18 protein-coding genes are annotated in these 22,125 nt (G+C 43.1%); 11 read left to right on the top strand and 7 right to left on the bottom strand.

The features are described 5' to 3' along the window. Nucleotides 1-3: 3 nt before the first annotated feature. Both BIZ39_RS14840 and BIZ39_RS14835 read right to left on the bottom strand, forming a co-directional pair. Nucleotides 4-723 carry an SDR family NAD(P)-dependent oxidoreductase gene (locus tag BIZ39_RS14840; protein WP_049586609.1) on the bottom strand — a complete coding sequence of 240 codons (720 nt, stop codon included), beginning with the start codon at nt 721-723 and terminating at the stop codon, nt 4-6. After that, nucleotides 720-1,175 (bottom strand): nuclear transport factor 2 family protein, encoded by a 456-nt coding sequence (locus tag BIZ39_RS14835; protein WP_049586611.1) that lies wholly within the window; start codon nt 1,173-1,175, stop codon nt 720-722. Before BIZ39_RS14835 ends, BIZ39_RS14840 begins: the two co-directional genes overlap by 4 nt. A gap of 256 nt (nt 1,176-1,431) precedes the next feature. On the opposite strand from BIZ39_RS14835, the gene BIZ39_RS14830 reads away from it, so the two are divergent. The 3 genes from BIZ39_RS14830 (at nt 1,432) to BIZ39_RS14820 (ending at nt 3,473) form a co-directional block, all read left to right on the top strand. Next, nucleotides 1,432-2,007, top strand: a complete 576-nt coding sequence (locus BIZ39_RS14830) for an LON peptidase substrate-binding domain-containing protein (RefSeq protein ID WP_014950075.1) — start codon at nt 1,432-1,434, stop codon at nt 2,005-2,007. 118 nt (nt 2,008-2,125) lie between these two features. Further along, nucleotides 2,126-2,737 carry a sigma-70 family RNA polymerase sigma factor gene (locus tag BIZ39_RS14825; protein WP_049586614.1) on the top strand — a complete coding sequence of 204 codons (612 nt, stop codon included), beginning with the start codon at nt 2,126-2,128 and terminating at the stop codon, nt 2,735-2,737. After that, nucleotides 2,730-3,473 (top strand): ChrR family anti-sigma-E factor, encoded by a 744-nt coding sequence (locus BIZ39_RS14820; RefSeq protein ID WP_049586615.1) that lies wholly within the window; start codon nt 2,730-2,732, stop codon nt 3,471-3,473. Before BIZ39_RS14825 ends, BIZ39_RS14820 begins: the two co-directional genes overlap by 8 nt. Before the next feature lie 111 nt (nt 3,474-3,584). Here BIZ39_RS14820 and BIZ39_RS14815 read toward each other — a convergent pair whose 3' ends face one another. Continuing rightward, nucleotides 3,585-4,349, bottom strand: a complete 765-nt coding sequence (locus tag BIZ39_RS14815; RefSeq protein ID WP_014950072.1) for an outer membrane protein assembly factor BamD — start codon at nt 4,347-4,349, stop codon at nt 3,585-3,587. A 186-nt stretch (nt 4,350-4,535) separates the two neighbouring features. Here BIZ39_RS14815 and rluD point away from each other — a divergent pair, with 186 nt between their 5' ends. From rluD to BIZ39_RS14790, 5 genes are all read left to right on the top strand, one after another. After that, nucleotides 4,536-5,519 (top strand): 23S rRNA pseudouridine(1911/1915/1917) synthase RluD, encoded by a 984-nt coding sequence (gene rluD / locus BIZ39_RS14810; RefSeq protein WP_014950071.1) that lies wholly within the window; start codon nt 4,536-4,538, stop codon nt 5,517-5,519. A 16-nt stretch (nt 5,520-5,535) separates the two neighbouring features. Beyond that, a complete protein-coding gene (gene pgeF, locus BIZ39_RS14805) occupies nt 5,536-6,291 on the top strand; it encodes a peptidoglycan editing factor PgeF (protein WP_187447346.1) in 756 nt (251 codons plus the stop codon). Nucleotides 6,292-6,540: 249 nt separating this feature from the next. Then, nucleotides 6,541-9,117, top strand: coding sequence for an ATP-dependent chaperone ClpB (clpB, locus tag BIZ39_RS14800; protein WP_187447345.1), 2,577 nt, complete (start codon nt 6,541-6,543; stop codon nt 9,115-9,117). A 231-nt stretch (nt 9,118-9,348) separates the two neighbouring features. Beyond that, a complete protein-coding gene (locus BIZ39_RS14795; RefSeq protein WP_187447344.1) occupies nt 9,349-9,669 on the top strand; it encodes a hypothetical protein in 321 nt (106 codons plus the stop codon). Between the two features lie 180 nt (nt 9,670-9,849). Then, nucleotides 9,850-10,977 carry a DcaP family trimeric outer membrane transporter gene (locus tag BIZ39_RS14790; protein WP_014976971.1) on the top strand — a complete coding sequence of 376 codons (1,128 nt, stop codon included), beginning with the start codon at nt 9,850-9,852 and terminating at the stop codon, nt 10,975-10,977. 62 nt (nt 10,978-11,039) lie between these two features. Here BIZ39_RS14790 and BIZ39_RS14785 read toward each other — a convergent pair whose 3' ends face one another. Further along, nucleotides 11,040-11,945 (bottom strand): LysR family transcriptional regulator, encoded by a 906-nt coding sequence (locus BIZ39_RS14785; protein WP_187447343.1) that lies wholly within the window; start codon nt 11,943-11,945, stop codon nt 11,040-11,042. A gap of 160 nt (nt 11,946-12,105) precedes the next feature. On the opposite strand from BIZ39_RS14785, the gene BIZ39_RS14780 reads away from it, so the two are divergent. Beyond that, nucleotides 12,106-13,815 (top strand): L-lactate permease, encoded by a 1,710-nt coding sequence (locus tag BIZ39_RS14780; RefSeq protein WP_187447342.1) that lies wholly within the window; start codon nt 12,106-12,108, stop codon nt 13,813-13,815. A gap of 38 nt (nt 13,816-13,853) precedes the next feature. After that, a complete protein-coding gene (dld, locus tag BIZ39_RS14775) occupies nt 13,854-15,557 on the top strand; it encodes a D-lactate dehydrogenase (RefSeq protein WP_187447341.1) in 1,704 nt (567 codons plus the stop codon). A gap of 18 nt (nt 15,558-15,575) precedes the next feature. Here dld and prsT read toward each other — a convergent pair whose 3' ends face one another. The 3 genes from prsT to xdp1 (BIZ39_RS14760) form a co-directional block, all read right to left on the bottom strand. Continuing rightward, nucleotides 15,576-18,389 carry an XrtA/PEP-CTERM system TPR-repeat protein PrsT gene (prsT, locus tag BIZ39_RS14770; protein WP_187447340.1) on the bottom strand — a complete coding sequence of 938 codons (2,814 nt, stop codon included), beginning with the start codon at nt 18,387-18,389 and terminating at the stop codon, nt 15,576-15,578. 105 nt (nt 18,390-18,494) lie between these two features. Beyond that, on the bottom strand, nt 18,495-19,406 hold the full coding sequence (gene xdp1 / locus BIZ39_RS14765; protein WP_049586626.1) for an exosortase-dependent surface protein XDP1: 912 nt from the start codon (nt 19,404-19,406) through the stop codon (nt 18,495-18,497). A gap of 154 nt (nt 19,407-19,560) precedes the next feature. Further along, on the bottom strand, nt 19,561-20,499 hold the full coding sequence (gene xdp1 / locus BIZ39_RS14760; protein WP_049586628.1) for an exosortase-dependent surface protein XDP1: 939 nt from the start codon (nt 20,497-20,499) through the stop codon (nt 19,561-19,563). A gap of 377 nt (nt 20,500-20,876) precedes the next feature. Between xdp1 (BIZ39_RS14760) and pssA the strand changes: the two genes are divergently transcribed. Beyond that, on the top strand, nt 20,877-21,680 hold the full coding sequence (gene pssA / locus BIZ39_RS14755; protein WP_014950059.1) for a CDP-diacylglycerol--serine O-phosphatidyltransferase: 804 nt from the start codon (nt 20,877-20,879) through the stop codon (nt 21,678-21,680). The last annotated feature ends 445 nt before the right edge of the window (nt 21,681-22,125 follow it).

Genomic DNA, 22,125 nt, shown 5'->3' with positions numbered 1-22,125 from the left:
CTCTTATTGTTTTTCTCTCATTGCCAACGACAATCGCTTTTGCAGTGGGGTTGGCAGTATATGCATAAAGCGCAGAATAAAACCAAAGAACCGAGGGAAGAAAACTGTTTGTTTGTTGCCCTCTATTCCTTTAAGCATAGCGTCAGCGGCTTCTTCAGCGCTAATTTTCATTGGCATTTCAAAATCGTTTTTATCTGTGAGGGGCGTTTCTACAAATCCAGGAGACACCGCTTGCACTTTCACGCCTTTGTGGTGAAGGTCTACTTCTAATGATTTAGTAAAATAATGTAGGGCAGCTTTGCTCGCACCGTACGCTTGCGTTCGTGTGAAAGGGAGTAGGCGAGCCATGCTGTCAACAATCACAAGCTTGTCGCCTTGCTTAAGTCGTGGAAGAAGAGCGTCTACACAATGAACAACGCCAAAGAAATTAGGTTCGAATACGCGGCGAAACATGTCTGGCTCGAAGTCGTCGATATCTACATATTCGCAGGTACCAGCGTTGAGTACAGCAATGTCAAATTTAACCGTTGTTAGCGCCCGTCGAGTATCGTCAAGATCAGTGACATCGAACTGGCATGCGCTAATATTATTGTACTTACTTAGCTCGTTGAGTGTGTCTTCATTTCGACCACAGGCAATCACTTGATAACCGCTGTTTGCAGCAGTTATTGCTAATGCTTTACCAATACCCGATGTGGCGCCAGTAATTAGAATACTTTTCACTTTGCTAGCTTCCCTTTAATTTTTTTAACGACAAAACCTAGGATGGGTACGTGCTCATAGACCATTTCGCCCAAGTCGTAATAATCTTTGTGGTAAATAATGCTGTCATCGCTGACACCAAGTTGCGTGGTGCCATCTAGCGTAATTTGCTTATCACTATCTTTCAGCGTAAGGGTCATCGTCCAATTTGCGATATGGGTAACCTTTGAATGACTTGATGGATGCTCTTCTGTGCCATTGGGCGAGCAAGTAAAAATGTCCGCAATGTCGAACTTACAGCTTTCGGCTTGCGTCAATAAGTTGGAAAAATAGCGTTTTACTTCATCAATGCCATGGTGTGTAGTGATTGGGTCGATAAACAGTATGTCGTCGGCATAGATATGTTCTAGGTCGTCTGGAGAAATTTGACATATGTCTGTGTAAATTTTACAAAAGCGTCCAATGACGTCCATGGCCTTTCCTTAACTCATAATTCAAAATCAGATTTGCATATCGGTAATGTCGACGCTTAAAAAAATTCGCGGTTATTTTCACGTTCAAATTGCAAGTCTCTGATATGAAATCTGTTAATGTTTTATTTAAAAACTAAATTACATTAATCGTCGTGCTAAAGATCATGTTTTTCCATTTATATGTGAAAAATTTTCCCATTCGATCCTAATTGTTCTCACTTGCGTAATTATTTTCGTGTTTTCGGAAGTGCTGAGTATGAGTGTAGAACGTTTTCCTTTATTTCCTTTATCTGCGCACCTTCTGCCGGAAGGTAGAATGGCATTGCGTATTTTTGAGCCGCGATACGTGCGAATGGTCAAACAGGCATGTGCCGAAAATAAAGGCTTTGTGATGTGTATGCTTAATGCTAATGGTGACAAAAATTTGAATGAGCATATTCATAAAATAGGTACTTATGCGCAGGTTGTTGACTTCGACATGCTCGATGATGGGTTGCTTGGCATAAAGGTTGCTGGTTCTCATTTAGTTGAGGTGAGTAGCATAGAAGTTGAAAAAGATGGTCTTCGTACCGGTAGTTGCAAGGTGTTAGAACCTTGGCAGTGCGATTTGGCTCCTCAACAAATAGCGCCTATGGACGAGCGACTTAAAGAAATTTTTGGAAATTACGAAGAGTTGGCATCGCTTTATGAATCACCAAAGTTTGATTGCCCTAATTGGGTATTAAATCGGTGGTTAGAATTATTGCCAGTAGACGGCTCGCAAAAACAGCACTTTTTAGCGCAAAGAGAATGTACCAGTTTACTGAACTATCTCTCTGCATTAATTGCTTAGTCGTTGAGTCGGTTAAAGACATTACAAATTCGTAATCCAATATTAGCGATTTTCGCATACGTTTTAAGTCATAACGCCGTAGAATGATACAACCAAAACGGAAAAGCGGACGAATCTTATGTTAGTTGGAATTCCTTTGGAACAAAGCAACAGCACAATCAAGCCTAAAGAGTGTGCAACTGAAATGTCTGATTACCTTGTCGCGGTTGCAGACACCCGATGCAAGCGCTCATTTGCAAGAGTGTTCAACTATTTCGCGCCTCGGCTGCGCTCTTATGCACTCAAACAGATGGGTAATGAGGCACTGGCCATGGAACTGGTACAAGATACTATGTCAAATGTGTGGCAGAAAGCGCACCTGTTCAATGCAGAAAAAGGTTCTCCGTCAACGTGGATTTTCACAATTGCGCGTAACATCCGCTTTGATATGCTTCGAAAGCTGCGGAATAGGAAAGAGGATGTTTGTTCTGACGATTTATGGCCAGTTTTATGCGAGCAAACAGCCGATGCAAACGAGGCGCCACTCGACGAACAAGTTACTTTAGAGCAGATTGGCCATTTGTTCGAATCATTACCTGTAAAACAGAAAGCAGTGGTTGAAGCTATCTATATTGATGGCAAGTCACAACAAGAAGTCTCCGATGAGCTTTCAATTCCATTAGGTACAGTAAAGTCGCGGACACGTTTGGCACTTCAACGATTAAAGGTCATGTTAAACGATAATGATTAGGTTTCACCCAAGTGCCCAGCAACTTAAAGATTTTGTTGAGGGCACATTGTCACCTGCTATATCACTGATGGTCTCTGCACATTGTGACATGTGTGAAAAATGTCAGCGTTTTGTTGAAATTGAAACGGAAAGTCTTGCTGCTCAAATGGTTTCGAACGTCAATTCAACCGCAAGCGACAAAGCTGAAATGTCGCTTCAGTTTGGTGACATGCTATCCCAAATTACGCAGCTCCCATCATCGAAACAAAATAACACTTTGATGGAACAGCCCACAGCGTATCGTGAGCCCGTAAAGAAGCGGGCGGCCTTGCGGGCGCAGGCAAGTGTAAATACCATCGAGTTAGATGGAAGAGTATTCACTGTACCCAGAACGCTTCACCGCTACATTGATAAAACAGGTAACTGGTCAAGTTTGGTCGGGAAGCTGTGGCAGGCGCCAGTTGACCTTGGAAACCAAGGTGTAGCTAACTTTATCTTCATGGGAAGTGGCGGTAGTGTACCTGAGCATACGCACCGTGGTACGGAATATACATTAGTCATTGATGGTGAGTTCAGTGATGGGCTAAGTCGTTATGATACCGGCGACTTTATTTTCATGGATGGTGATAAAACGCACACGCCAAAATCCGAAGGTAAAGAAGGCTGCCTTGTATTTAGCATTGTCGATCAGCCATTGCACTTTACTTCGGGCCTTGCAAGATTGTTAAACCCTTTTAGTCACTTGTTTTTCCGCTAGTAATCTATCAAGCGAACGCAGTCAATATGTGACATCCAGATACAAAAAAACGCACAAATGTGCGTTTTTTTATTGGTTGCATAAAGCTCTAGCAAAACAGAATAGCCAAATCTAGCTAATAAATTCGCTGTCAGGGTAGTTAAGCTTTAGTGTCTTCATCGCATTGTTACGCAATTCATCTAGGCCAAGCTGCTCATAACTTGAAACCATGATTTCGAGTGCTTGTTGCACTTGAGTGGTATTCGGGAAGTGCTCTATAACATAGCGACCACGGTTTGCTGCAGCGACATAAGCCTGTCGTCTCATGTAGAAACGTGCAATAGCGATTTCATAGCGAGCCAAGCGGTCTTTAATATGAACCATGCGCTGCTTCGCATCTGCGGCATATTTGCTATCTGGATATTGTTGAATCAGTCTACGGAAATCTTCAAACGCAGCACGAGACTTCGACGGGTCTCTATCCGTGCGGTCAATATTCATTAACTCTTGGAAAAGGTTGCTATCTGATTCCATGTTAGTTAATCCACGCATGTAATACGCGTAATCAACATCTGAATGGTTTGGATTCAGACGAATAAATCTGTCGATAGTGGCAAGCGTTTCTTCGTTTTTACCTGACTTATAATAGCTATAAATAAGGTCTAGCTGTACCTGATGGGATAGGGGACCGAACGGGTAGCGCGAATCTAGCGCGCTTAACGTTTGTGCTGCAGCGCTGAAGTTACCTACTTCCATGCTCTGCTTTGCTCTGTCGTACAGTTGCTGCGCACCCATGTTAGCTAATACGGCTTTTTCTTCATTATCTGAAGAGCTACATCCTGCGACAGATACCATAGCACCCAATAAAACGGGGGCCAGTAGACGAAATGATTTCATAATAATTCTATTTTCCTGCTAAACAGTTTTAATACTTCGCTGTCTAAGCTCATGTGTTAAACAACAACACTTTAATTGCATTCTAACGTACTAACGATGAGAAAAACCATACAAAAACGTAAACAAGGCAGTGTACAGCGTGAATACTTGTTATAATACCCTTTTTTAAACGTAATCAATGGTGTTATGACACAGTCGCCGAACACAATACAATTAGAAGCTTCAACGGAAGCTGCGCATTTTGGTTTACGGTTAGATCAGGTTTTGGCTGATTTGTTCCCTGAATATTCTCGTTCTAAGCTAAAAACTTGGATCCAAGATGGGAATGTTGCTGTAAACGGTGAAGTAATCACCGTGCCTCGCCACAAAATGCAAATGGATGAACTTGTTACTGTACAGGCCGAAATGGATGTACAAGTAACGAGCGAAGCGCAAGACATCGCGTTAAACATTGTTTATGAAGATGAACACATCCTAGTCATAAACAAACCTGCTGATTTGGTTGTGCATCCAGGTGCAGGAAACCCAAGCGGTACCGTGCTAAATGCCTTGTTAAATCATTGTCCAGAGATAGACAAAGTTCCACGTGCGGGCATTGTCCATCGCCTTGACAAAGACACGACGGGGTTAATGGTCGTAGCAAAAACAATTCCTGCTCAAACGCATCTTGTTGACCAACTTCAACGTCGGGAAATGAGTCGTGAATACGAAGCCGTTGCCTTAGGTACGATGGTAGCTGGTGGTATTGTAGATGCGCCTATTGGTAGACACGCAACAAAACGTACGCATATGGCAGTACGTGAAATGGGCAAACCAGCGGTCACTCATTTTCGTGTTATCGAAAAATTTCGCGCATACACGCACCTGCGTTTGAAGCTTGAAACTGGCCGTACGCACCAAATCCGCGTACACATGGCCCACATTAAGCATCCTTTGCTTGGCGACCAAGTTTATGGCGGGCGTCCTCGTCTTCCTAAAGGGGCGTCAGAAGAATTTATCGCTGCGCTTCGCGGATTCCAACGTCAGGCGTTGCACGCCGCACAGCTCTCGCTGTTTCACCCTGAAACTGAAGAGTGGATGACGTGGAAAGCTCCCCTACCTCAAGATATGCAGGACTTGCTTAAAGCCGTGAAAAAAGACACCGCGGACAATCCACAAGATATGCTTTAATGAGTAAGGCGAACTTATGACATTGTCAGATGCAAATTCACCTATATCATCCACGCTGGATTTGATTACGCCAGCGTGGTCATGTCCCGCAAATGTTGTTGCATACACAACGACAAGAATGGGAGGTACAAGCATAGGGGATTTTGCAGGTTTAAACGTTGGCGCCCACGTGGGGGACGACCTCCTACTAGTGAAAGCCAATAGACGCCTGATTCCACATAGTGAAAAGATCACATGGTTGGAGCAAGTGCACAGCAACCGCGTGGTGTCATTGCCGAGCGCAGATACCACCGCTGATGCGTCGTATTCTTCTTCAACATCGCATTTTTGTGCGGTAATGACCGCAGACTGCGTGCCCATTTTATTGTGTGATGAAAGCGGTCAAGAAGTGGCGGCAGTACATGCTGGTTGGAAAGGTCTCGATACTAACATTATCGGAAGTGCTGTTTCACACTTTGGCAGCGATGCAAAAAAACTCATCGCTTGGGTTGGTCCTGCAATCAGCGGGCCCTGCTACGAAGTTGATGCACAGTTGGCGAGTAAGTTTCGCCATATAGACGGTGCCATTGCCAATAGCTCTGATAGAGGGAAGTACTTATTAGATCTGCCTCTAGTGGCACAGGTGCAATTGCAGCAAGCTGGCGTTGAGAATATTACACAAAGTAACTTGTGCACTTACACTGACGAACAGCGTTTTTACTCCCATCGAAGAGCTACGCATCAAAACAAGCGCACGACTGGGCGTATAGTTAGCGTAATAGGCCTGCTTTAAATTGTTTCGAAAAAAGGCGGCAGTTTTAGTCTGATCAAACAGTTGCGCTAGATCAAACTTCATACATTATTTGTTATCTTTTTGGCTAACTTTTTAATCTCATACTTGAATCGCAATTGAGCAGCCTACATAACTAGAACATAAAGAATGCCATTCCGCATAGAGCATTACCCACTCAGCGAGAGTTAAAATGTTCGTAATCGCGGCGTGTTAACGCAGGTATAGTTGTTCATTAATTAGGTTGAGATTATGAGACTAGATAGATTTACCAGTAAATTTCAGCTCGCAATATCCGATGCTCAATCACTCGCATTGGGGCGAGATCATCAATACATTGAACCTGTCCATTTAATGACTGCCATGCTAAATCAGCAAGGCGGGTCAGTACGCCCTTTGCTTGACCAAGCAAACATCAATGTAAATGCGCTACGCTCAGCACTGAGCCAAGCTATTGAGCGCCTACCTCGTATTGAAGGCATTGGGGGAGATGTTCAATTAAGTAAAGACAGCGGCATTTTGCTAAATCTTTGTGACAAGATAGCGCAGCAGCGAAAAGACGAATACATCACTTCAGAAATCTTTGTTCTAGCGGCGCTACAAGATAAAGGGCGCTTGGGGGAAATCCTCAAAAGCCTGAATATCACTAAAGAAGCTATTGAAAGCGCAATAGACGACATGCGTGGTGGCCAGAAGGTCACGGATCCTAATGCTGAAGATGTACGTCAAGCGCTTGAAAAATACACGACAGATTTAACCGAGCGAGCAGAACAAGGCAAGCTCGACCCGGTCATTGGTCGAGACGATGAGATTCGCCGAACTGTTCAAGTACTGCAGCGTCGAACCAAAAACAACCCAGTACTCATTGGTGAGCCGGGTGTGGGTAAAACGGCTATTGTTGAAGGGTTGGCTCAGCGCATCATTAATGGCGAAGTGCCTGAGGGCTTAAAGAACAAGCGTGTTCTTGCCCTTGATATGGGCGCGTTAGTGGCGGGAGCTAAATATCGCGGTGAGTTTGAAGAACGCCTTAAAGCAGTGCTTAATGAGCTGGCTAAAGAAGAAGGCCGCGTGATCTTATTCGTTGACGAACTGCACACCATGGTAGGTGCAGGGAAGGGCGATGGAGCGATGGATGCAGGTAATATGCTTAAACCTGCGTTAGCCCGTGGTGAACTTCACTGCGTTGGTGCTACAACACTGGATGAATATCGTCAGTACATTGAAAAAGACGCAGCACTTGAACGTCGTTTCCAAAAGGTATTAGTTGAAGAACCAAGCGTTGAAGACACTATTGCTATTCTGCGTGGCTTAAAAGAGCGCTATGAGCTCCATCACTCGGTAGATATTACTGATCCCGCTATCGTTGCAGCGGCAAGTTTGTCGCATCGTTATATTAGCGACCGCCAATTGCCAGACAAAGCCATTGATCTTATAGACGAGGCTGCGTCTAGCATTCGATTGCAAATAGACTCCAAGCCCGAAGAGATGGATCGTCTTGAGCGTCGTATCATCCAGCTAAAATTGGAAGAGCAAGCTCTGGCCAAAGAAACAGATGATGCGAGTCATAAGCGACTTGAAATGATTGAGCTAGAGCGTGAGCAAGCGGAAACCAAGTACGCAGAGCTTGAGAAAGTGTGGGTGGATGAGAAAGACGCCATGCAGGGCACTCAAACCATTAAAGGGGAGCTTGAGCAGGCTAAACTTGACTTGGAGATAGCGCGACGTGCATCTGATTTGAATCGTATGTCGGAACTTCAGTACGGCCGTATTCCAGAGCTTGAAGCAAAGTTAGAGCAAGCGGCTGAAAACGAAACTCGCGAGACAACGTTACTTAAAAATAAAGTGACGGACGTTGAAATTGCAGATGTGCTTTCGCGATGGACGGGTATACCTGTAGCGCGAATGCTTGAAGGCGAGCGTGAGAAGTTGTTGCGTATGGAAGACGTACTTCACAAACGGGTTGTTGGACAAGAAGAAGCGGTTGAAGCTGTTTCAAACGCAATTCGCCGTTCACGTGCTGGGCTTGCGGATCCAAATCGACCTATTGGCTCATTCTTATTTTTAGGGCCAACTGGCGTGGGTAAAACTGAGCTCTGCAAAGCCTTGGCAGGCTTTATGTTCGATACTGAAGATGCCATGGTGCGTATTGATATGTCAGAGTTTATGGAAAAACACTCGGTAGCACGCTTAGTGGGTGCACCTCCTGGCTATGTTGGCTACGAGGAAGGTGGCTACTTAACCGAAGCGGTGCGTCGCAAGCCATACTCGGTCATTTTGTTGGACGAGGTTGAAAAGGCACATCCAGATGTATTCAATATTCTGCTTCAAGTACTAGATGACGGCCGGTTGACTGACGGACAAGGACGTACTGTAGATTTTAAAAATACCGTTGTGATCATGACGTCCAACTTAGGTTCAGATATCATTCAAGATAAGCACAACGAAAGTCAGTATGACGATATGAAAGCGTCGGTAATGAGTGTTGTAGGGCAACACTTCAGACCGGAGTTCATCAACCGCGTCGATGATATTGTGGTATTCCATCCATTAGGGAAGGAGCAAATAAAATCTATTGCTAAAATTCAGCTTGCCTCGCTTCGCGCTAGGCTCGCAGAAAAAGGATATAAGCTTACTCTGTCTGCTGCTGCTATGGATAAATTGGCGGACGCGGGCTTCGACCCAGTGTTTGGCGCACGTCCGCTTAAGCGAGCGATACAAGTGCAGGTGGAAAATCCACTCGCGCATCAATTACTCGCTGGCGAATTAATACCGGAATCAACCATTCGTATTGATGCAGATGACAGCGGACTTTTCGTTGTCAGCAATTAAAACCAAAAGGCACTGGAGACAGTGCCTTTTTTATTGCCAGTAGATTCCGCGAAAGACCATTAATCGGCAGCTTCATAACAAAAAACGATTTACCAAAAAGCCACTGGTCGAATAGCGACAGATTACGCTTTCTTGTTTAATGAATTTTCCTAATACAGCTAATTAATTTTCTTGATTTAGTAATGATAACGATTATCATTAACTTATTGTTGAGAGGGTTAAGAGGTTGCGATGCAGTTATATAATTCAAACGAAGCGGTAGTTTCTGTGCGCTCAATGCCCCGAGATATAGCTAAGCTTTGTGCGCATTTCATATTATGCATGATTGTGAGCGCAGTCGGTGCCATAGGTACTGGTTTTGCCGTATTTGCATTGAGTGTAAATCAAGCGACATTCTCGCCTGCAGATACTATTATGTCTGCACTTACCGTGTTTTCTTTGTCTTTGTGTTTAAGTTGGTTTTTGCAAAGTTGGGGTAAGGCACTTCAGTCAATATCATTACTTTCATTTATAGTATTAGCAACAAGTAGCCTTTTATTATTTTTCTATTGAGCGATTTATGCTCAATATTCTTCATCTCTTTACACAATTAACATTCAAAAAGTAAACCTCTGATTATGCGAATTTAGGAAAAAGTTAATATTCTAAACTCGGTTTATCCTCTGAGCACGAACGAATACATTATCCGCCCGTTAACGACATGTTAAATAGTTTCAGCTATTAGGACGAATAATGAAAACAAACAACAAATACACCCTACGCTTATCTGCTTGTGCATTAGCGCTAATTCTTAACCCTTCTCACGGCATAGAGTTGTTCAACGGGAAGGTCGGTAACGAACACGTTAAGGTTAGTGTTGGAGGTTATGCCAAAGTAGATGTCAGGCATGTTGAAGGGGATATTGCTTATCAGGATTATTGGATTGGTAATTTTCCTGGCGGGGAAGCAATAGAGACATCACACACAGGTTTCAATGTAGGAGAGTCACGCTTAAATATGGGCGTTTCTATAGGGGAGGTGAGTACTTTTATAGAAGTCGATATGTATGGCGGAGGCGGTAACGAAGCGGTAAGTAACTCTACTAACTTGAGATTACGTCACTTCTTCATCACCTATAAGAACTGGAGTGCGGGGCAAAACTGGAGCACCTTTATGCCGCTTCACGTTATTCCTGAGTCGTTAGATTTTGGTGGTCCTCATGTAGGAGAAGTGTTTGCAAGGCAAGTTCAGGTTAGATACACCTCTGGAAACTGGCAATTTGCCATCGAAAGCCCAGAGACCATTGGGGATGGTGATACCGACGCACCTGCCAATGCCGTAGGGCTTACAGGTGTAGCCGCTGACCCTGATGAGTCTACGCCCGACTTTGTTGTACGATACAATTTAGATAGTCAATATGGGCAATATGCTTTCGGCTCTGTAATACGACTTGTCGATCAAGGAGGGGTTGAAGAAGTTACAGCAGCAGTAAATATCGCAGGCAAAATACCACTTTTTGCAAAAGATGATCTACGTTTTCAATTAACCGCGGGTAAGCCAGGTCGGTATGCTGCGGCCGGCATGACTGCTGATGTTGTTGAGGATCCTGCAACTCAAACATTGGAAACGGAAAGTACGCTGGCTTATACCGTAGCGTATCGCCATTTTTGGACCGAAACCCTCCGCAGCACTGTATTTTATGGAGCAGCTAAAACAGATATTTTGGGGCGCAAACGTTCGCACTGGGCGGTGAATGTAATTGATACGGTAGCGCCGCGTCTTGATGTTGGCCTAGAGTTTGGTGCTTATTCTATCAATGATGACAACATAGACAGCATTGACTCCAATTACATCCAAGCGTCAGCTAAGTTCGCGTTTTAAGATCGCTTCAATTATGTTTAGCGCCATGTTTTTGATGTAAACGGAGATTACTTCAATGTTTATCAATAAAAATAGGCGCTTCTATTGCCAAACGCCTCTTGAAGGTAGTTGACCAGTAGCTTTAGCTTTTTGTCAGGCTGACGCGAACGAGGATAAACGGCATAAATACCCATAGTCTTAGTTACGTACTCGACAAGTAAAGGCGAAAGCGCCCCATCTTCGATATCTTCATGCACTAATGCCTTGGGAAGAAATGCTACACCCACACCTGCAATAGCGGCTTGCCTTAACGCATCCAAGTTATTTGACTGCATTCGCCCGTCAATTTGAACGTTATGAAGCTCTCCTTCAATATGAAACGGCCAGAAGTCTGGGCCAGTGCTATCGTACTTGTAAATTAAACAATTATGTTCAGTTAAGTCGTCAGGATGATTTGGGCGGCTTTCGTTTTTAAGATATGTGGGGCTTGCGCATACTATCCATTTTGAATCTATAAGGCGTTTAGCAATAAGAGAGGAGTCCTCAAGATGTGCTGTACGAATGGCGAGATCGTAACCTTCTTCGATGATATTGGTGACGCGATTGGTAATTGCAAGCTCTACATCCACCTCTTCGTGTAAATTGCAAAACTCGGCAATTGCGCGATTTAAGACCAGTTTTGCCGATACATTGGGCATAGTAATTCGGATTTTTCCACGCACTTCATCACTGTAACCACTGACGGCATCTTCTGCGTCTTGAATGGCTAAATTGGCGATTCTCGCCTTATTGTACAGTGTTCTTCCTGCATCAGTTAAATTGAGCTTTCGTGTAGAGCGGTAAAGCAATTGAACGTTCAAATCTGACTCTAATCGTGCGATACGCTTACTTACTACAGAATTAGTTAGGTTGAGTTTTTGAGCGACCTTTGAAAAAGAGCCTTCATCAACTACGTTCACAAAAAGGATAATATCGTCTGCTTTTGCCACTATTAGTCCAAAAATGGAAATAAACTTTGTCTTTAATGCATATATATCAACACGTGAGAAATTAGTACAGTCGCATACCTAAATTTTAACCCTGCATTAACATCGATTTTCTAACGTTAGAAACTCGAATAATTAACTAATTATAATAAGAGGAAAACTCATGAATGAGATAACCCTTGGATTATTAGCATTGTTACCTATAACGCTTTCAGCAGTGCTGCTATTGGGTTTACAGTGGTCTGCGAAAAGAGCAATGCCAGTTGTATTAGCAAGTACAGCACTTATGGCACTTTTAGCATGGGATATGTCGGCAGTACGGGTGGGCGCTTCAATTCTACAAGGCTTAGTGATTACAGTATCTGTTTTGTGGATTGTATTTGGTGCAATTTTTCTGCTCAACACATTGAAATATACTGGAGCAATTGATGTTATCCGCCAGGGTTTCACCAACATTTCACCTGATAGAAGAGTCCAGGCAATAATCATTGCTTGGTGCTTCGGTACTTTTATTGAAGGTGCTTCTGGTTTTGGCACGCCGGCCGCTATAGCGGCTCCTTTGCTTGTTGCCATCGGTTTTCCAGCATTGGCTGCCGTACTTATTGGTATGATGATCCAAAGCACACCCGTCTCTTTCGGCGCGGTGGGAACGCCTATTGTCATTGGTGTAAACAAAGGTTTAGACGGCCAAGCGATCAGTCAGACTTTGCAGGCTCAAGGCTGGCAATGGGAGCAGTTTATTCAACTAATCACCTCTGAAGTGGCAACTATCCACGGAATTATTGGCTCATTTATGCCAGTTTTAATGGCTGTAATGCTTACTCGCTTTTTTGGCTCCAACAAGTCTTGGCGCGAAGGGTTACAAGTTCTACCTTTCGCCTTATTCGCAGGCGTCAGCTTTACCATTCCTTACGTATTTACCGGCATTGTATTAGGCCCTGAATTTCCATCGTTGATTGGAGGATTGGTGAGCTTGGCAGTGGTTGTTACTGCAGCTAAAAATGGTTTCTTGATGCCTAAAACAACATGGGATTTCCCGCCGAAAGCGTCATGGGACAAAGGTTGGCTGGGTAATTTGGAAATAAAAGCAGACGACATAACGTCACAAAAGGCCATGCATTGGGTTACGGCTTGGGTCCCTTATTTAGTTGTTGCACTTCTGCTCGTTATATCCAGAGTGTTTCCAACGATAAAAGAATTTACTACGTCGCTGACACTCTCATTTGACAACATACTGGGTGAAACGGGTGTAAGTGCATCAATCAGTCCGCTATATCTTCCTGGTGGGTTGTTGTTAATAGGTGCATTGGTTGCAGTAATCATTCAAAGTAAAAAGGTATCCAAGGGAGAAGTGTTGTTTAAGGCTTTCAATGATTCCAGCAAAACGTTGCTAAGTGCTGGTTTTGTATTGATGTTCACAATTCCTATGGTTAGGCTTTTTATAAATTCAGGTGTGAATGGCGCCGACATCGTCAGTATGCCGATAGCTGGCGCGCAATTGTTCGCCAATATGTTTGGCGAAGCTTTCCCATTAATTAGCCCTACTATTGGTGCATTAGGTGCATTTATCGCAGGCTCGAATACAGTATCAAATATGATGTTCAGCCAGTTTCAGTTCGAAGCAGCACTAAGCCTTCAATTGTCACCTGCACTAATTATCGCAGCGCAAGCCGTTGGGGCGGCTGCCGGAAATATGATTGCAATACACAATGTTGTAGCTGCGTCGGCAACGGTAGGATTAATAGGGCAAGAGGGAGCTACTTTAAGAAAGACTATTATCCCAACTATATATTACGTTGTATTTGCAGGTATTTTAGTATGGTTGGGGGTTTATGTGTTTGAAGTCGGTGGTCCACTAGTCGGCACAAATTAATTTTTTAATACGCATTGCACTGTTCTAAGGAGTTATACATGCAAACAACCCCAATTATTGACGCTTTTACACGCGTACTCGGGGAAAGCAACCTTGCCGTAGGAACGCGCCAAACTGAGCACTATCGCAAGGGATGGCGGTCAGGCGAAGGCGAAGCATTGGCTGTACTTTTTCCACATACGCTAATGCAATATTGGGAAGTGCTAAAGGTTTGCGTTGAATATAACTGCATCATTATTATGCAGGCCGCGAAAACCGGCTTGACCGAAGGCTCAACGCCAAGCGGTAGCGACTACGATAGGCCAGTGGTGGTTATAAATACGTTAGCAATGGACGATATTGTTCTGGTTAACGACGGAACGCAAGTATTGAGTTTTCCAGGAGCAACACTGTTCAAACTTGAAAAGGCGCTAAAGCCACTTGGGCGTGCGCCTCACTCTGTAATTGGGTCGTCATGTCTAGGTGCGTCTATTGTCGGTGGTGTTGCAAACAACTCAGGTGGGGCACTTGTCAAAAGGGGACCTGCCTATACTGAATTATCGCTGTTTGCTCAGGTGGATAAAAACGGAGAGCTAAAGCTTGTTAATCACCTAGGTATAGATTTAGGCGACACACCAGAAGAAATTATCGGAAACCTTTCTTCTGGCAACTTTCCAAAATCTCTACCTGAAACCAGTATGAAAGCGTCGGCAAGTGATTATGAACACATCGTTAGAGACGTGAATGCTGATACGCCGAGCCGCTTCAATGCTGATCCAACACGGCTTTACGAAGCCAGTGGGTGCGCAGGTAAAATTGCTGTTTTCGCGGTGCGTTTAGACACATTCGAAGTGCCTAATGAAGAACAAACGTTTTATATCGGTACGAATGATGCCTCTGTACTTACTCGTATTCGCAGAGACATACTGACTCAATGTAAAAACGTTCCTGAAGTAGGTGAATATCTTCATAGAGAAATGTTCGATATTGCAGATGTTTACGGGAAAGATACGATTATAAGTATTCAGCGTTTGGGAACTGACTCGCTACCTAAAATGTTTGCACTTAAAGGGCGGGTGGATGCCGTGCTCAACAAGTTACCTCTGCTTCCTCCTTACCTAAGCGACAGATTGATGCAGTTCGGTAGTAAGTTCTTTTCTGACCAAATACCCTCGAGTATAAGAACTTACCGCGACAAGTACGAGCATCATCTAATCCTTAAAATGAGCGATGGTGGCATCGAAGAGGTTAAAACACTTTTGGCCAAGCTGTTTAACGAAGAGAAGCTAGATGGTGACTTCATTACTTGTAATGAAGAAGAAGCGTCTAAGGCGTTTTTATTACGTTTTGCTGCAGCTGGCGCCGCGGTTCGCTATCAAACGTTACACCATAAGCAAGTAGGAGACATCTTAGCATTGGACATCGCATTGCGCCGCAACGATGATTTATGGGTCGAGAACCTGCCTGAGCACATCGCCAAACACGTTGAAAAGTCACTTTATTATGGACATTTTTTCTGCCATGTCTTTCATCAAGATTACATACTTAAAAAAGGCAGCGACGCCAAAAAAGTAAAAGCAGATATGTTGGCACTATTAGACAGTCGTGGCGCTAAGTATCCGGCTGAACACAATGTAGGTCATTTGTATGAAGCCGAAAGTAACTTGCAGAAATTTTACAAAGACTTAGATCCAACCAATACGTTTAACCCTGGTATTGGCAAAATGGAAAAGCACAAACGCAATTGTTCGTGCTGCCTATAGCTGCATGCGAAGAGAGCCTTATAGGCTCTCTAACAGCGTTCTTGCTTGAGGACGCTTAAAGAAAGGGCGTTCCACTTTTACTGCATATTCTAACTCTTTTTTCGCCTCTTCAATTCTATTGAGCTTGGCTAGCGTGTAGCCCAGGTGATAGCGAATATTTGGGTCGTTGGCGTCTCTGGCGAACGCATCCCTCAGCATTTTAAGGCTGCCTTCATAGTCTCCTTGTAGCGCTTTGATGTGACCGTAGGTATCCAATATTTTTGCTGAGTTTGGTTGAAGCTCGTAGGCCTGACGTGCATAGTTTTTTGCAGTGACTAGCGATTTCTCGATATGCATGATCGCTAGGCGATTGTAAGCCTCAGCAGGGTTGAGTAAGTTTGGTTGCTCAACAAGCTCCTTGTAAAGCGCTATCGACTCATCGAACTCTTGAATGAAGAATAAGTATTGCGCCAACAGGTTTTTTGCCAGCAGATTGTTTTCATTCTCGCTCACCAGTTTTCTTGCCGTTTTCAAGAATACATCGACGAACTGATCGTTCAGTGCGTAGTTGTAAATGGCAACAAAAGCCTGTGCAAAAGTAGCGTCTACATCTAACGCTTTTTCGAACTCTTTGATAGCTTGTTCACTGTTTCCCTTATTTGCTGCCAGACGGCCTTTCAAGAAATAATAAACCGGATTTTGTTGTTGGTTTGCGGGAATGGTTGTTAGCAATGATTGTGCTTTGTCGTTGTTTTGCATGTCGAGCAGTAGGCTCACATAGCGCAACGTGACAAACGTACTTGTATTCGCTATTTCATACGCTCGGGCCATGGCGTCTAAGGCGTTTTCATTATTATCAACACTCCGAGCTTGATCAGCATATGCGATAAGCTTGCCGGCATCGTCATTGATAAAATTCCTCACAATACTTAGCGTTTTTTCTGCATCGGCACGTTGACCTGCTTCTAACTGAAGCGCTGCTTTTCGAAGGAGATAATCGGCGTTGTCGAAATCGTCTTTGATTAAGAGGTCTAAGTGATAGAGCGCATTTTTTGTGTCGCCTTGTTGTTGATACAAAGACGAAACGCGCTCTCTCGCTCCAGTATTTGAAGGTGTGAGCGTCAATATATCGAGATAAATTTGCTTAGCTTCTTCTAGGTTTCCTGCTTTGTTTAAATTGAACGCTTTCAGCATCAGCGTTTCATTATGTTGGGGAGACAGAGCAAGTAACTCTTCTACTAGCAGGTTAGATTTATCGACATTTCCTAAACGGCTTTCCGTGGCTGCTAAATTGAATTTCGCAGGGAAAAGTGTCGGGTTTTGCGCTAGCGCTTTTTCTATGTTGACCTTGGCTTCTTCTAATCGACCCTGTCTAATCAATATACCGGCTTTAAGATTGAAAACTTCTGCTTCGTTTGGAAACAAAGCGCTTAGTAAGTCAGCGCCTTTTAATGCATTCTTAAACTGCTGAGCTTGTAAATTCATCAATGAATAAGTGAAAAGAAAGCCGGCATTATCCTTGTAGGTAGATAAGTTATTTTCAAGAATCGATAGCGCTTCATCTTGTTTACCTCTGGCAGCCATTAATTTAATCTTAAATAGCTGGAGCTTGTTTTCATTCGGGTATTTATATTCAAGATTTTGCAAAAGTCGCTCGGCTTTAAAGGCTTTGTTTTGGCGAATAAATAAGTCACCTAAAAGCAGTGCTGAGTCTGGGTCTTCCATTAACGCATCCTGATGACGTTCAAGCAGGGCAAGGGCCTGTTTATCTTGTTGAGTCGCCATGTAAACTTGGCTCAACATCAATACCGCCTGTAAGTCATCAGGCTCTTGTTGCAGATAAGCGTTAAAATCTTTCGCGGCTGTTTCCATGTTGTTGTTAAAGAAGTTTGTTAAACCACTTATGTAGAGCAACATGGGTTGAGAAGTAATAAGCTCAGGATCCAGTTGAGCCATGAAATCGTTAAGCTCTTTTAGTTTTTCGTTATCGATAGCTTGCTGGTTGTCTCTGCTTTGTAACCAGCTATTAAGTAAAATGGCCAGAGGATCATTAGGCGTGTCTTCAATGATCTCATCAACGAATAGCTTTGCTGTATCGTAGTCTTTCGCTTCTAAATACAAGTCTACTAGATTTCGCAGGGCAATGGGGTCGTCTCGGTTAAACGTTAGGGCTTTTTGTAAATGTGCAGTTGCCGCGTCAGTATCTCCCTGTCGGTATGCCAGTTGCCCTTTCAAACGCCATGTTATTGCGTTTTCTGGTTCTAACGACATGGCTTTATTGATAAGCGAGGTCGCTTTGGATAAATCTTCATTTTGAAGGGCAATAGAGGCTAGACCGTTAATGGCAGGTACGAAGTCTGGCGTACGGGAAACGATAGTGTTGTAATCACGAAGAGCGCACTGTTCATCTTCCAATCTAATACACGCGGTTGCACGAATCATCAACCATTCACGCTCTGCATTACCCGATAGCTTGCTCAAATCAGAAAAGTCTACAATTTCTTGGTACCTGTTCAAAAACAACCAAGTGTTGCCGAGAGGCTCTGCCAGAAGGTTGATATCTGCACCCATTTCCAACGCTTCTACAAACTCCATTTCTGCTGCAGTTAAGTAGCCATTAATAAGCAGTATTTCACCCATTAGGATTTTTGCAGCAAGGTTTTCAGGATCTTTTTGTAAGCTGTTTTTAAGGTGGATATAGGCTTCGTCGTATTCATTTTGATTAAACGCGGTCAGTGCTTTTTCGTAGTCTTCTGACGTAGAAGCAAAACTGTTAAAAGCGATTAATGATGAGGCAACTGCAGAGACAATTGCGCGTTGTACAACACGCTTTTTATTATTAAAAAAATCCATATAAACCTTCGAAATTTAGCCTAGCCACTGGCTTAAAAATAGCATAAAAAAAGGTGGCCTAAGCCACCTTCTAAAGATACGTGTTTTCTAAGCGTTTTTAAACAATTAAACGCGACGCTTACGTCTATAAAGAACAAGACCTAAACCTAAACTCATTAGTGCTAGGGCACCTGGTTCGCTTACTTCTGTTGGTGGTTTAGTAGGAGTGTCAGGAGTGTTGTTTATCGAAAATCCAAGGGCAGACAGCTTGAATCCAAAGTCGCTCTCCTGAGAAGCACCGTTATCAAATATAGTGTTGTAGGCACCTACTAACCAGTATTTGGCGGCGCTCAAGCCAGTAAACTCAGACTGATAATAGTTGTTCACTTTACTTCCAACAGAGAAGTGGCCCGTCTCTATGCCTTTAATAGAGGCAATGTCACTCCATGTAAAGCTTTCGCTACCTTGAAACTTGTTAATATCGTCCAAACCGACAACAGATACTTCTTTAGAAGAGTTTGTGTCGTTGTAATGATATGCAGAAGAGAAAGAGCCTGATGTTAAAGTTACCGATTCGCTAAATGATAACAAAATCATGTCGAAATCTTGTTTCCCATATTCGTTTCCTACATTATCAATTGTGTGTTGGTCACCGCGCGTGCTGTAACCCTTACAGTAACCATACCAGTATGTAGACACGCAAACAGTCTCTGCGTCATCGTTTGTTAATCCGTAGCCAATGGAACCATTATTATTAGTGTATTCGCTTAGTGCCTGCTGTTGTCTTACAACATTGTCTCTTTCTTGATAATAACCGTCATCTAAATAACTGTAAAATCCAGTATCCGACCAAGTGGTTAAGCCGACTTTAACGTCTCGTCCGTCTATTGATACTGTAACGCCGCTCTGCGCATCGGTTGTATTTTTAATACCATCTTGATGAAGATTGTAACTGAATTCATCTAAAGTAGTCTCGGTAGCAACAACACTTCCAGTAAAAAATAATATAAAAACATTTGATAAGCTAAATAACTTCATAAGAACACCAAAAATATAACTTAATTCTTACTTAGCATTTTATGTGCCAAAAGTTATGCACTTGTATTTTAAAGATTTATTTATGCTGGGTTAGGTGCTAGTAAAAAAAACTGACAGGTCATACCACCTGTCAGTGATCTAAAGTCTAATTGTATTAAACAAGTTTTTTGCGACGCCACATGACGAAGAGTGAGCAGGCCATGAGTAGACCGATAGTTCCAGGTTCAGACACTTCGGTGGTATCGGGTGTACCCGCTGTTTCTGAAATAGAGAAACCGATATTCGCAAGTTTAAACGCGTCGTTACCTATGCTTCCGTCAATTGTTTTACCAAATACAGTGTTGTATGCACCCACCAACCAATACTGGGCCGACTCAGTGAACGTAAAGTCTGCGCGGTCATCTAAATATTCACAGCTTTCGATGTCGAACGATGCTGATGTTAGTGCATCTGCAACTATATCACTCCACGTGTTAACGCCAGAGGTTAGTTTCGCCGTATTGCCAAGCGCTGCTACAGATACCTGACTATCACTGCTGCTGTGTAGCCAAGAAAAGCTAGCGCCAGTGAGCGTTACCGCAGAGTCAAACGATAGCAACACAAAATCATAATCGCGTTCTACGTTTGTAAACCTATAATATTCTGAGTTGTCGCTACCACTCGAGAAGTAATTTAAGTTATCAATGGCGTGGTCGGAATAACCTTTATAATTCGCTTCATCATTATTCGTTACACCATAAGCCCATTTATCTGAGATTTTTTCTAACTTGGCGCCAACGACTGTTTCGCCGGTAACTCCTTGTGTGTCGGAAAAAGCGGACATATTAATATTTAATCCGTCTATTTGAATAAAGGAATTATTCGTCTGATTGGTTTGTGTCACTTTGTCATCGACTAAGTCGTAGGTGTATTCTCCCAATGGAGAGTTACATACATTGCTTTTTTCGTTGCTCTGGCTCGATGACCCACAGTGAGAATAACTTTGCTTTTTATAGTAGGTAGCGAATGCTGAATTAGCACTCAGGGTAGATAGCAAAGCTGTGGAAAGTAATAGTACAGTTTGCAAAGAAAACGTTTTTTGTAGCGTTCGCATAATTGCGTTCCTATATATGAAGCGCAAAGCACTTCGAGTACACGCCGAGTGATGTGCGCGCCCATTATGCGAACACAAACTTGGTTAGTACCTAATTTCAACATGGACTTGTATGATATATGAACGGTGAGCTATTTAAGGTATGTAACCGTATACCTAGTTATTAGTTGTTTGTTTAATAGTGAGCATACGCGGTCCTGTATAAATAGAAGCCAAGCGCCGGCATTGTGGTGGGGGTACGTCTAATCAATGCAAAGCTAATAACGTTTTGCAACGGCGTTATGTAAAGGAACGAGGCAGTCTTTTTACTTTGCTATGCGTTCCTGCATATCTATGAAATAATTAGTGCAATTGTATATGTAGAAGTATGAGGACATATGTCTGATCAAAAACGTAAAGGGATATACTTACTTCCCAACTTATTAACAACAGCAGGGTTGTTTTCGGGTTTCTTTGCTGTGGTTTCGTCAATGAACGGCAGGTTCGAAGCCGCGGCAGTGGCTATCTTTGTTGCTATGATTTTTGATGGCTTAGATGGGCGTGTGGCAAGAATGACGAACACGCAAAGCGACTTTGGTGCTGAGTATGACTCAATGGCAGATATGGTTTCATTTGGAATGGCACCTGCACTCGTTGCTTATAATTGGGGGTTAACTGAGCTGGGCAAGTTAGGCTGGTTAGCGGCTTTTATATATGTAGCGGGTGCAGCTCTTCGTTTAGCTCGCTTCAATACGCAAGTTGGTATTGCCGATAAGCGTTTCTTCCAAGGTCTCGCAAGTCCGGCTGCTGCGGCTGTTGTCTCTGGTCTTGTATGGGTTGGAGTTGAGTATGATGCTGTTGGTACCGACTATGGTTTAATAGTTGCTGCAGTAACTGGCTTGGCAGGTTTGCTGATGGTGAGTAACTTTAAATACAATTCTTTCAAAGAAGTTAATTGGCACGGTAAGGTTCCATTTGTAGGCCTTCTTTTAGTTCTTCTGATATTCGTTGTTGTGGCAACAGAGCCCGCTTTAGTATTGTTTCTTGTTTTTGCACTATATGCGTTAGCTGGACCTATCAATACGTTTCGTACCGTTGAGAAGGTAACGTTAGACGATGTAGTGGGCGACCATGAAGAAGATGCAGACTTCAATGCCGATAAAAAGAAAAGCAATGAAAGTGTAGACAATAAGCAGGAATGATTATGTAGCAATAATCAGATGTCTTCGCTCAATAATAAAGAGGATATGCCTTTTTGAGCTGATAGAATAAGGATATACAAGCGTAAACGCATGCTTAATGTACTAATAGATTGAAAAGCGACCGAACGGTCGCTTTTTTTATATTTATTTAAAAAAGGGTGTTGACGATGCTACAGGAATGCGTAGAATGCGCGCCTCCTCACCAGGGAACAGCTAAACGCTAACAACTGATGGGGATGTCAAAAACCAAGTTTAAAAATAAATAAACAAAAGTTGTTGACAAAAAAAAGATGCGCTGTAAGATACGCATCCGCTTCGGGAGAGGCAGCTAGCAAAAGCTAGTAACGTTCTTTAAAAATTTAGACAAGACAATCTGTGTGGGCACTCGTTAAGAGTGTCACAACGACGATTCATATTTCGATATATTTAATTGAAGAGTTTGATC

The organism is Alteromonas sp. BZK5 (assembly GCF_014349115.1).
GTDB lineage: Bacteria > Pseudomonadota > Gammaproteobacteria > Enterobacterales > Alteromonadaceae > Alteromonas > Alteromonas macleodii.
Note: the sequence above shows the minus strand (reverse complement) of the source record. Positions and strands in the feature narration are given on the sequence as shown.